This is a genomic window from Hoeflea sp. YIM 152468 (genome assembly GCF_029210485.1).
In the GTDB taxonomy this organism is placed as follows: domain Bacteria; phylum Pseudomonadota; class Alphaproteobacteria; order Rhizobiales; family Rhizobiaceae; genus Hoeflea.
On sequence record NZ_JARGET010000038.1, the window covers coordinates 251,830 to 263,652 of the forward strand.

The following is an 11,823-nucleotide window of genomic DNA, read 5'->3' on the forward strand; positions in this document are numbered from 1 at the left end:
ACATGGCGGCGAAATTCGGCACAAGCGGGCTGCGCGGCCTTGTTGGCGACCTGACCGACGGCACAGCAGGCGCCCACGCCGTTGCTTTCGCCCGGCATCTCCTGGGAACCGGAATGGTTACCATCGGCGCGCCGGTTTTTCTCGGCCAGGACCTGCGTGCCTCAAGCCCGGAGATCGTCGCCCAATGTGCCTCGGCGCTGATTGCCGAGGGTCTGGAGCCTGTGGACTGCGGCGTGTTGCCGACACCGGCGCTGGCACTCTACGCGATGGGGCAAGGTGCGGCGGCGCTGATGATCACCGGCTCGCACATCCCTGACGACCGCAACGGCATCAAGTTCTACCGGCCGGATGGCGAGATCGACAAGCAGGACGAGCTGGCGATCTCGGCTCTGGCGCCGGCCGGATTGGCGCAGAAGCTGCTCGCCCCCAGCCTGCTGGTCGACCGTTCGGCGGAGGCGATGGCAGGTTTCATCAGCCGCTATCGTGGCTTCGTCCCCGATGGTCTGCTGCGCGGACTGCGCATCGGCCTTTACGAGCACAGCTCCGCCGCCAGCGGGGCCCTGGCGTCGATCCTTGAAGAGGCCGGCGTCGATGTGGTCCGGCTCGGCAGGTCCGAGGTCTTTGTTCCGGTCGATACGGAAGCCGTCTCCGAAGAAACCAGAGCACTGGTTGGCGGATGGATCGGTTCGGAAACACTGGATGGGCTGGTCTCTGCCGATGGTGACGGCGACCGGCCGCTGGTGGTCGACGAGACCGGCCGGGTGCTCCGCGGCGATGCGCTCGGCCTGATTGCCGCCCGTTACCTTGGCGCCGATGCGGTCGTCACGCCGGTGACGTCGAATTCGGGCATCGAAAGCCGATGTCAGGCTGCTGTCAGCCGCACCAAAGTCGGCTCCCCTCCGGTCATCGCCGGGATGGCCAAAGCGCTCGCCAGTGGCAGAAGCTGCGTCATCGGGTTCGAAGCCAATGGCGGCGTGCTCACCGGCAATTCCATTGCGGCAGGAGCTGCAATCCTTGCCGCCTTGCCGACGCGCGATAGCGTGCTGCCGATTCTCTGCGCCTTTGCCGCAGCAAGGGCGGCGGGGCAATCGCTGTCGGCCTATGTGGCCGGTCTCGGCTTGCAGGTTGCAGCCAGTGACCGGATCGAGAATTTTCCGACTGAGACCAGCAAGGCCCTGATTGCGCAGCTAACGTCCGATGAGGCGGCGCGCAGCGAGTTCTTCGAGCCGCTTGGGCAAGCATCGAACGTTGATCTCACCGATGGCCTGCGGGTGACCTTCGAGAATGGCGAGATCGTGCATCTGCGGCCTTCGGGCAATGCGCCGGAAATGCGCGTGTACAGCGAGGCGGCGAGCGAAGAACTGGCGTATGGTCTGATTGCCCGGACAGCCGAGCGGATCAGGCTGGTGAGCGGCATCTGACACAGCGCTCCCGGTCTCCCGAAGGGCGCATTATCCCGGATAGCCGAACATCCGCGGCAGCCACAACACGATATCGGGCAACAGGATCAGGCCGGCAAGTGCCAGAACCAGAACCCCGAGAAACGGCCAGATTTCACCAATGATCTCGCGCAGCGGGATCTGCGTCACCGCGTTGATGACAAACAGCAGGATGCCGTAGGGCGGGGTGATCAGGCCGATCATGCAATTGACCACCGCAACCACGCCGAAATGCACCAGATCGATCCCGAGTTCGCGGCAGGCCGGCAGAAACAGCGGGATGATCACCAGAATGATGGTGGTGGCGTCGAGCACGCAGCCAAGCAGCAGAAACAGCACATTGACGCCAAGCAGAAAGATCAGCGGCGACACGTCGAGCCCGACCAGGGCCTCAGCCACGATGTTGGGGATGTTTTCCGACGCGACCACATAGTTGAGGATCAGGGCGCCGCCAATGACCAGCCCGACCGCCGCCGAAGACCGGGCGCTTTCGACCAGAATGCCATAGAGCGCGCGCAGCGACAGAGCGCGGTAGAACAGACTCGCCAGCAGCAATGCGTAGGCGGCTGCCACCGCCGCAGCTTCGGTCGGTGTGGTGACACCGCCATAGATGCCATAGAGCAGGATGGCCGGCATCAGCAGTGCCGGAAAGGCGTTGGCGGTATGGCGCGGCAGGTCTCGGAGCGGAACCGGCTGCTCGATGGCAAAATCGCGCCGGGTGGAAAGGATGGTGTTCATCAGCATCAGCACCGCCCCCATGAACAGCCCGGGGACGATGCCGCCCAGAAACAGGAAGCCGATCGATGTGTTGGACACCAGCGCATAGAGCACCATCGGGATCGATGGCGGAATGATCGGCCCGATGGTCGCCGACGCAGCGGTGATCGCGGCCGCATAGCCGCGGGTGTAGTGGCCGCTCCTGGTCATCATGCCGATAATGATCTTGCCGATCCCGGCGGCATCGGCGACCGCAGAGCCTGACATGCCGGAAAATATCAGCGAAGCGACGATGTTGACGTGGCCGAGCCCCCCGCGAAAGCGGCCGACCGCCGCGACGCAGAATTGCAGCAGCCGTTCGGAGATCGTGCCGGCATTCATGATGTTGGCGGCGACAATGAACAGCGGCACGGCAAGCAGGATGAAGCTCTGGTAGAGCCCGTCCATCAAAACCTTGCCGGCGATGCCGACACCCTGGCCGTTTACACCGAGATAGACAAAGGCGGAAATCAGGATCGCATAGGCAACCGGCAAGCCGATGCCAGCCAGAAAGAACAGTGTAAGCAGGCACAGCGCGAATTCGACCGTCATTTTTCCACGATCCCGCCTGTGCCTGGCTGGTCGATGTCGGCGCCATGACGGAAGGCGCTGATCGCGCGCCAGCCGTAGCGCAAGGCAACAGCGACCAGGAACAGGATGTAGATCGAATAGATGTCGCGCATCCGCACCCAGTCTCCGAGCAGATGGCTCAGCGTTGCCGTCTTCTTCAGCCGCAGAATGTAGAATTTCGACAGGGTTGGCTCCACCGACCAGAGCAGCCCGGCGCAGACTGCGACGCCGCCGATGATCGCGAACCAGCGGCGTGCTTTCGGGCTGACATGGCCATAGACGATATCGAAGGTCACGTGATCGCGTTCACGCACGACAAAAGCCGCTCCCCAGAATACGATCCATACCCACAGCGCCAGACAAAACTCCAGCGTCCAGCCATACTGGCTTGGCTCCAATATCGGGAAGGTCTTGCCCAGCCAGTCGAGCTTTGCCGAATAGCGGATGCCGATCTGCAAGATGAAGGTCAAAAACATGGCGGCCATCAGCATGGCCGCCACAAATTCCGCACCGCGCAGGAACCAGTTGACGAGTGTCTTCATGTCAGGTCCACCGCGGCTTCATCAGTTTGAGAAGATCAATTGCCCAGGGCGTTGATCTTGTCGAGAACCCCTTCGGGCCAGCTGGCGGCAAAATCCGAGCCGACATACTGCGCCTGAACATGGGTGCGGAAGGCGTTCAGGTCCGGCTCATAAATCTCCATGCCCTTTTCGCGCAGGAACGAGACCAGATCCTCTTCCTTCTTCAGCTGTGCCTGGCGCCCGCTTTCTGCCGCATCGACTGCAGCCTTCTGCACGGTTGCCTGCTGCTCAGGTGTGAGCTTGTCCCAAACCGCCTTCGAGAAGGCGACATAGTTCAGATCCACAAGATGCGACGTCAGCACAACCTGTTTGGTGACTTCGTAGAACTTGGCGTCAACCACGGTTGGCAGCGGATTGTCCTGACCGTCGACGGAACCGGTCGAGAGTGCTGTGTAAATCTCCGTAAACGACATCGGCGTCGGGTTGGCGCCGAGCGCCTTGCCGAGGAACTGCCAGGCATCGGACCCCGGCATGCGCAGATTGACGCCTGCCAGATCTTCCGGCTTCATGACCGTCAGCTCTTCCTTGCTCTGGCGCAAATTGACATTGCGGCGGCCCAGATACATCACCGCCAGCAACTTCACGCCGAGTTCATCCTCCACCTTCTGCTTGAATGGCTCCATCAGCGGGTCATTGAACACTGCGACCTGATGGGCGGCGTCCTGGTGCACGTAACCGGTGGCGAAGATCGAGAATTCGGGGAAAAAGGTCGCCAGCTCCTGGGCCGAGGCGATCGACATTTCCAGGTCACCCGAGGCAATGGCTTCCAGTTCACTGCCCTGAGCGATCAGCGTACCGTTGTAATGCGGCTGATAGGCGGCAAATTCGGCCACTTGCGGTGCGAAGACGGTGGCAAGCGCAACCGAGCGCTGATCACTGTCCGACGCAGGCGTCGACATGCGCAATGTAACCTTGTCCTCGGCAAAGCCGGTCGAAACGAATCCGGCCATGCCGGCAGAAACGGCACATGCAAGCAGCATGCGGCGGGTAAAACCAGTCATGAGTTTCTCCTCCCATTGATAATCCGGCGGCTCCCGGCCCTGTCGGATCTGGCAAAATCCTGTCACAGTGCAGGGGCATTTTCAACATACGAATCGTATTTTGTAGGTTATTTCAGACCTCGGAGTATTGGTTGACCCATGGCACCGACCCTGCATCGTTGCGAGCCTTGATGATAAATTCGACGCCGCCGAGAATATGGACGCTGAGGATCTCCCTGGCCTTGTTCGCGTCGCGCGCAAACGCGACTTCCAGCAATTCCGCATGTTCGCGGGCGCCCCGCTCTCCGCGGAATGCCGAGGTGAGTATCTGATAGCGAATATATTTATCAAAAATCTGGCCATGCAGATCGAGCAAGGTTCTGGAATCGCAGCCGGCGATCAGCGCGCGATGAAAGCCCCAATCCGCCCGTTTCCAGTCGTCCCGCGCCGACCTGTCACCCGCAATCATCCTGTCTTCGAACCGGCGCAGTTTGTGATGCGCCGCCACAACTTGTGATTCCCAGTCGAGATCTCCGTTTTCAAAGGACCGGGTGACGGCGTGGCCTTCGACCAGCAATCGCAGCTCCGCAACCTCCCGGAGATCGGCCTCCGAAACACTGGCAACTTCAAAACCCTTTTGCCCCTCGGCCACCACAAGACCATCGGAAGTAAGGCGATTAAGGATCTCCCGGAGCGTCGTGACGCTGACATGGTAGCGCTTTCGCAACGGTTCCAGACGCAGCTTTTCGCTCGGCCGCAATTGTCCGAATATGATATCTCTCCGGATGGTTCGATAGGCGTTGTCGCCGATCGTGCCGTCATTTGCCGCATCAATCACAATCCGCCCTCCGGGTGTTCAACTTGACTGCAGAAGTGAATATAGGACATATATCGTAATATAGGCCATTCCAAAAATGGCGCAATTGCATACCCGGACTTGTCGGAACTGATCCTGCCAAGGCTGGAGACCCCACCATGTTTTTGAGCATCATCCCATTCGCACTCCGCCTCAAGACCCTCCAGGGAATAGACGCCGTGCAGCGTGCGGCCGTTTCCGGCGAGGCGATGATGGTGCGATCGCGCGGCCTCAGCAAACCTTGCAAGAGTGCAGGATGATTTCCGCCTCGGAGCACGCCAAATGATTTCAGGGACAACAGAACTGATTGCCCATCTGGGTGTGCCGACAGGGTCATTTCGTGCGCCGCTGATCTACAATCCCTGGTTTGAAGCCAATGCCATTGACGCGCGGGTGTTTCCGATGGGGTGTGAAGCAGAGGATTACGCGGCCTTGCTGCCGCTTCTCTTCCGGCTCCGCAATATTCGCGGAGCGCTGGTGACGATGCCGCACAAGGTGGCGACAGTCGGGCTGCTGGACGAGATGTCTCCGGCGGTCCGGATCTCGGGCGCCTGCAATGCGGTCAGACGCGACCGTGCCGGGCGGCTGGTTGGCGACATGTTTGATGGCGAAGGGTTTGTGCGGGCGATGCGGCACAAGGGTCGCATCATAGCGGGCTCCACGGCGCTGATTGTCGGATGCGGTGGCGTCGGGTCAGCCATCGCCGCCGCGCTGGCAGCGGCAGGTGTCGCCGAACTGGGGCTCTATGACACGCGTCCGCAGGTGGCCGAAGCGCTCGCCGGACGTCTGCGGCGACATTATCCGCAACTCAGCCTCAGCCAGGGCTCCACCAACCCCGCCGGATGGGCCACGGTGGTCAATGCCACGCCGCTGGGCATGAACCAGGGCGATCCGATGCCGGTCGATGTCAGCCGCATCGATCCGTCCGCCTTTGTCGGCGAGGTGGTGATGAAGCAGACCACAACGCCTTTCATTGCGGCGGCACGCCAGCGCGGGTGCGTGACTCAGGTCGGCATCGACATGCTCTTTGAGCAAATTCCCGCCTATCTGGAGTTTTTTGGCTTTCCGGCTGCAACTGCGACAGAGTTGCGCACGGTTTCGGGAATGGTTGATCAGCCTTGATCGCGGAGCCGCCGCTGAGCAGTCCGGTTGCGCGTCCTACCAAGTCGAAGGCCGCACCAGGAATTGCGGCTCTTCACTAAAAAGGCTCGCGGCATGGATGATCAAGGCTCCGCGCGTGGGCGAATCGGGCCGTGCCGTTGATTTTCGCAAGTATATCGATACAGTCTTCCAAACAAACCGGCTGCCAGAGATCGTTTTTCAGGTTGAAGCGATTGGCGAGGGGAGCATCTTGTGGAAACGACTTCCGGCGAAGCAAGAACTTTGAGATTTGAACAAGTGTGCTACGGCAAACCCGTCCGCACACACAGTGGTCCGTTGCACGAGAGTGCCCTTTACGGCGTCAATTCGGTAACGCCAGGCATCGATAATCCGCTGCGCTTCATCCCGGCCAATTTTCTTGGCCATGCAAACCTCACGTCCAACATGATCGATCCCGAATATGCCGGACAGGGAGCGCTTATCGTCAAGGCTGTCGACGAAGGGCTGGCATTCATGCGGATGCGCTATCGGGCGGAAGCCGGTGAGGGCGAAAGCGGGCGGCAGTTCCTTCTTTCGCGCACACTGGTGCTTGCCGGGGTGAGCCATTGGCACGAGATCCCTCCAGGGCTGTTTTCGTGGTGCGAACAGCGTTTGAATGCGCAACCCTTTGTGTTCGATCAGTCAAGTGCACCATCAGTCCAGCAGATAGAGGTGCCGTTTTTTCAGGCGCGGGACGTGAACTGGTTCGACGAGTTGAGCCAGCGCCGCCAGATCCAGTTGGGATCCGCATTCCAGGCGATAACCCGGCGGGTAGGCTGGACGGTCTCCAGACTGGTTGCCGAGGAGGAAAAGCAAAGGCCCGCGGCGCTGATCGCGGCTGATCTCGATGTTATCGCCTCGCTGCCGCGCAAATTTTCTCTGCGCAACGGCAAGGCCGACCAGTTCATCCTCAATCTCGGACTTGATCCGGAATTGACCCCTGGCGCGGTAAGCTACTTCCCGGGGCATCGCGGCAGCGCCATCGAGGCGCCGGACCTGCACGCGCTCAGGGTTGCCATCATCTCCAGCAAGGACAATCGACCGGCTGAAGCAAGCGAAAAGCGCAGTTCCGGGTTCTCCGACAGTCTAGATCGCAGGATTGGAAGTGAACCGATTCCCTTGAGATGGCTTTCATAATCATATCAAACAATTATGTTGCATTTTAATCATTTACTTTAGTCAAATTCAACTGCTTTCCAACTGTTGCGCTAAGGATTTATAAACGATAACGTTCTGCCTCGTATCAGTACTAGCGTTGGGTCTTTAATGGTAGATTGGGATCTTAGTAACCCAAAGAAAACTCAACTAAGAGTTGAGAATAGTACCGTGATCTGTGATCTGGGAAAGTTCTCATCTGTAGCAACGCTGTACCAGTCGTCTTCGGTTGACGGCGACAACCTAAAAATATCGGTTGCCGGATACATAGAGGAGGCACCCTGGCTCAACGCGTCCCTCTGGGACTCGGAAACCGGCGAGACGATACTTCAATGCGAGATCGGCCATACGAAAAACATTGACCTGGTGCTGGAATGTGCCCGGGAGCCAACCGATGACGAGATTGCAGAGGCATCCCGCGATCTGTTCGCGCTGTCGATAACGCTGCAGTCCAAGCGCGGTGACGGCCAGTCACAGAATCTCAGGGTCGAACTTGCCGGTTTGCGGCTGCAGACGTTGATATGGCAGCCGCCGCTGATTCAGCCGCGGCAGGCCGCAATCCCGGAGATCAGCCGGGTCGAAAAGCAGGATCACGACGAGGTTGATCTGTTCAACATCAACGTCAAGCAACCGGTGGCCCGTCTCGAGTTTGGCGGCGACCCCGTCAATGCGCTCGTTTCCGGACGCTTGAGCTGCCTTGTGGATGACGAAATCCGGGTGGTGTCGGCCGAGTTGAGCCTGGATACGGTTGTGGCCCGTTCGACCTCGGGCGTGGCCTGCGAATTGCGCGCGGGACACGAGGTTTCCATCGCCTGCATCGTGTCCATCAACGAGATCTTCGAAGTGGCCGAGAGCGCGGACAGTCTGCAGATGCAGTTCGAGTGGAACTGTATTTTCAGCGATGAAAGCCAGACCCCGCTTTCGGGCGTTTATGATTTCGGACTGCAGCTGAGGCAGGGGGAAATCCTGGCCCTGAAGTATCGCGATGCGTCGGCGGTACCCAACATGACGCGCAGTCAAGCAGCCTTCGCCGAGCGGTTTCCGCTTGAATTTTCGGTGCCGGTTTCGGGGGGCGGAGTGCAATTCGAAGTCGGCGACACGATCGAGTTCGACGTGGTCAGCCTGGACGACAGCTGGGATGTCGTGGCCCATGCCCACATCCTGCCTGAAGGCGAGAAAATGGCGCTGACCGGCCGTGATGATTTCAAGCTGGTGCGCGACATCGAGGTCGACCAGGCCACTGGCGGCAAGATCCAGATCCCCTTTCATGACACAACGCTGGACGAGACCAGCGATACCGATCGCTATCAGCTTTTCATCCGGTTCGAGGCCCGGCGGCTGAAAATCCGGGCGGGAATGTCGCTTGTCGCCGAAGACGATCTGTTCGAACACAAATACGGAATGGTTGCGATCGACATCGTCTTGCGCCAGCGCGACCCGAAATTCCTGATCTGCCTGGATTTTGGCGCGTCGGCGATTGCGGCCTGGTTTGGCAGGGTGGAGCGAAACCTGGCCCGGCAATTGATTCCGCTGGGATCGTTTGCCTACAGCCTTGCCGGTGCGCATGCGGAATATGATCCGAACAAGAAGCGGTGGCAGAATGTTCTGATCCCATCCACCATCGGCTTGAACCCGACCCGGCACGTGCGCTCGCGCAAGGCGCCATTGTCCTATGGCAACCTGTCCTTCGTCGGCACCAAGCTGCAGGCGGCCGAAAAGCGGATGGCGCTGTTTGGCCGGACCTATGATGTCTCGATTCCGGTGGATAGGGACTTTCTCGCCGATGGCGAATCTTCGGCTTTTCTCGAGCTTCAGACCATCGTGATTCCCGACCTCAAGCGGATGCTGATGAATGCCGAACCGGAGTTCAAGTATCGCATCAAGCAGTCGGTCATCGAGCGCACCACCAATGGGCTGCAGTCGACCAGGGAAATCAACCTGGCAGCCTTGACCCGCGATGCCTTCCACGAGCTCGGATCCTATATGATCCCCAATTCGCTGTTTCATGCGCACGACCAACTCGATGGCCCGATTGTCAGCGAATTCGGCGATGAACGCTTCGATCAGTGGCTGGAATGCGCTGACAGCGACGTTCAGGTCGTGGTGACCCATCCAAGCGGCATCGCCCATCACAAGCGGGAGCTCTACAAGAACGCTGCACGGGCCTTTGCACAAGGGCTGACGGGAACGCAGGACAACCGCGCAGCGCGCGAGCCGAAACTCATTCCCGAAGCCCTGGCTGCCGCCTATTTCGGCATTTCCCGCTCGGCCGGCCGCCGCGACGGAACCGAGATATTTGCGTGTCTCGACATTGGCGCCAGCACTGTCGACGCAAGCTTGATCGAAGTCAAAATGCGCCATGACAGCATCGAGAGCTGGAAGGTGTTCGCGCATTTCGGAGCCACCATAGGCGGTGCCAACCTGGATGAGGCGCTGCTGGCGATGCTGATCCAGAATTTGCGGGAACTGTTTACCTCAACCGAGCCGGTGTTCGAAGATCTGGAGCTCGATCACAGGTTTTTGCGCGACGAGGCGCTCAAGGCAGCACTGTTGCCGCGGATTCAACAGGCAAAGCGTGCACTGTCGGACACGCTCCTGCGCCAGGCCAGCTCGGACAAGGAATTCGGTTGGGCCTTGGAAGGGGACGGCAGCTGTTTCGTGGTCGAATTGAACGACATCCTTCGCAGCGCAACACCGGGACTGCCGCTGAGCGAGCGTGACACTGCCTTCCCCGGGTCACAGGACAAGGTATGGCTGCGCGTCAGAACGACCTCAACCGGCGGGCAAGCAATCTCGCTGGAGATTGCTCCAGACTTGCTCGATGCCGACCAGCCGATTTCAAACCCGACCCGCAGCAATCCGCAAACCGTTGCCCGCACACTGGGCTATGCAGTCCCGGCCATGCTGATCAGGGAGGCACGGCGCTTGAACCTGGGCGATCCGCAGTGGGTCATCACCGGACGGGCGAGCCTGTGGCCATCGGTCTTCACTGGGATCGGCCGCACGACACAATTGTTGGGACAGAGCAGTGATGCGGCCCCGATGCGGCCCTTCGCTGCCGATGACATGAAAAACGCCACTGTTTACGGCGCAGCGCGGCTTGCCACATCCGGACTGGAGATCACCGACGGCGCGGATCACTCCTACGCCCTGGTGCTGCACGATGACGGACGCGGCGTGGTTTCCGAAATCGAATATCTTGACACCCGCTCCCGCTCGGAAGGCAACAAAAGCGTCCGTTTTCTACCCAACCGCTGGCTCAGCCGTGTGTTGCCCGGACTCGATGACGTCGGCAGCGACATGGATATCAGCCGCGACGAGATCGTCCGTTTGTTTGGCGTTTTCGGACAGAAGGTGGTCGTGGATCAGTCACAGGTCAAACCCGGCGGGCTCGCCGGCGGGCAGGATCAGCATGTCGAGATTTCCTGGAAGCGCAGGAACTCCGATGTCGAATTCACGGTCGGTGATGTCATCGTTCGGCAGCCCCGAAGTCGCTTGGCGGGAACGTAGAGGTCGCGAGATGGCGGTGATTGGTATCGAGTTCACATCCGGATTTGCCCAGGTTCTGTTTACAGCGTTGCTTGTCGTCATCATGGTCCTGGGAGTCTGGCTGTTGCGGCGGTTGCGCCGGAGCGAAGCGGCGCTGGGCTCGATTCGCCGGGAAAACGGCAAGCTTCGCAATGAAATCGCCAATATCACTGGCTGGACCACCAATGGCCGCCTGCCCGACGATTGGCAGGAGCGACTGCGCAATGACAAGGCCGCAGCCGTTGGGACAGCGCCGCATGGCGATTCCGAACAGCCCGGCGAACGCATCCTGCTGGCGGCGCATCATGCGCTGCTCTTGGTCGAGCCTCCCCATTTCGCCTCAAAGGACAGCGCCGAACAGGTGGGCCGGTCTCACAAGCGTATTGTCGACCTGATCGAAGGCCTGGCACATGAGCGGATTGACCCCCTGCCTGCCCTCGCAAACGGGGATCTGGACCGGTTGCTGTGTCTGTGGCGCCGCCTAGAGGTATATTTTCCTGATCGGGCCGAAACCGATGCCTACGGGCTCGCCGCCTATGCGGTGCTCGATCTGCTCAAACGCAAGCAAGTCGTGGTCACGGCACCCCGGCCGCTCTCGGTGGAAAACACCAAGAATTGCGTCTTCACCACAGATGATGTGGAGAAGTTGAGGGATATTTCGCGCATCCGGACGGCGGCCCTGGCGGCCAGTTCCCGCTTTACCAACCCCCAGGGAGGAGAGGAACTCGTCATTGATTGTGAGCGGCCTGGATGGAGTGGTCCAAACGGGCACAGGAGTCCACGAATCCTGATCCTCGATCGATCATGGTAACACGCGG

The 11,823-nt window shown here is 60.0% G+C and carries 9 protein-coding genes; 5 read left to right on the plus strand and 4 right to left on the minus strand.

The features are described from left to right. The first annotated feature begins 2 nt into the window (after positions 1-2). On the plus strand, positions 3-1,421 hold the full coding sequence (locus tag PZ897_RS19230) for a phosphomannomutase (RefSeq protein ID WP_275754371.1): 1,419 nt from the start codon (positions 3-5) through the stop codon (positions 1,419-1,421). A 30-nt stretch (positions 1,422-1,451) separates the two neighbouring features. Here the strand turns inward: PZ897_RS19230 and PZ897_RS19235 are convergent, their stop codons facing one another. From PZ897_RS19235 to PZ897_RS19250, 4 genes are all read right to left on the minus strand, one after another. Further along, positions 1,452-2,747: a TRAP transporter large permease gene (locus PZ897_RS19235; protein WP_275754372.1), complete on the minus strand. Its 1,296-nt coding sequence runs from the start codon at positions 2,745-2,747 to the stop codon at positions 1,452-1,454. Next, positions 2,744-3,307 carry a TRAP transporter small permease subunit gene (locus PZ897_RS19240; RefSeq protein WP_275754373.1) on the minus strand — a complete coding sequence of 188 codons (564 nt, stop codon included), beginning with the start codon at positions 3,305-3,307 and terminating at the stop codon, positions 2,744-2,746. The genes PZ897_RS19235 and PZ897_RS19240 overlap by 4 nt, the downstream gene beginning before the upstream one ends. Positions 3,308-3,342: 35 nt before the next feature. Further along, the gene (gene dctP, locus PZ897_RS19245) at positions 3,343-4,347 is read right to left on the minus strand and encodes a TRAP transporter substrate-binding protein DctP (RefSeq protein WP_275754375.1); all 1,005 of its coding nucleotides are present in this window, start codon (positions 4,345-4,347) and stop codon (positions 3,343-3,345) included. 112 nt (positions 4,348-4,459) lie between these two features. Further along, on the minus strand, positions 4,460-5,164 hold the full coding sequence (locus PZ897_RS19250; protein ID WP_275754376.1) for an FCD domain-containing protein: 705 nt from the start codon (positions 5,162-5,164) through the stop codon (positions 4,460-4,462). Between the two features lie 300 nt (positions 5,165-5,464). On the opposite strand from PZ897_RS19250, the gene PZ897_RS19255 reads away from it, so the two are divergent. The 4 genes from PZ897_RS19255 (at position 5,465) to PZ897_RS19270 (ending at position 11,816) form a co-directional block, all read left to right on the plus strand. Beyond that, entirely contained in the window at positions 5,465-6,304 is an 840-nt protein-coding gene (locus PZ897_RS19255; protein WP_275754377.1) for a ThiF family adenylyltransferase, read from the plus strand. Between the two features lie 231 nt (positions 6,305-6,535). Further along, positions 6,536-7,459: a hypothetical protein gene (locus PZ897_RS19260; protein ID WP_275754378.1), complete on the plus strand. Its 924-nt coding sequence runs from the start codon at positions 6,536-6,538 to the stop codon at positions 7,457-7,459. 189 nt (positions 7,460-7,648) lie between these two features. Continuing rightward, positions 7,649-10,987 (plus strand): hypothetical protein, encoded by a 3,339-nt coding sequence (locus PZ897_RS19265; protein ID WP_275754379.1) that lies wholly within the window; start codon positions 7,649-7,651, stop codon positions 10,985-10,987. Further along, positions 10,923-11,816 (plus strand): hypothetical protein, encoded by an 894-nt coding sequence (locus PZ897_RS19270; protein ID WP_275754380.1) that lies wholly within the window; start codon positions 10,923-10,925, stop codon positions 11,814-11,816. Before PZ897_RS19265 ends, PZ897_RS19270 begins: the two co-directional genes overlap by 65 nt. The last annotated feature ends 7 nt before the right edge of the window (positions 11,817-11,823 follow it).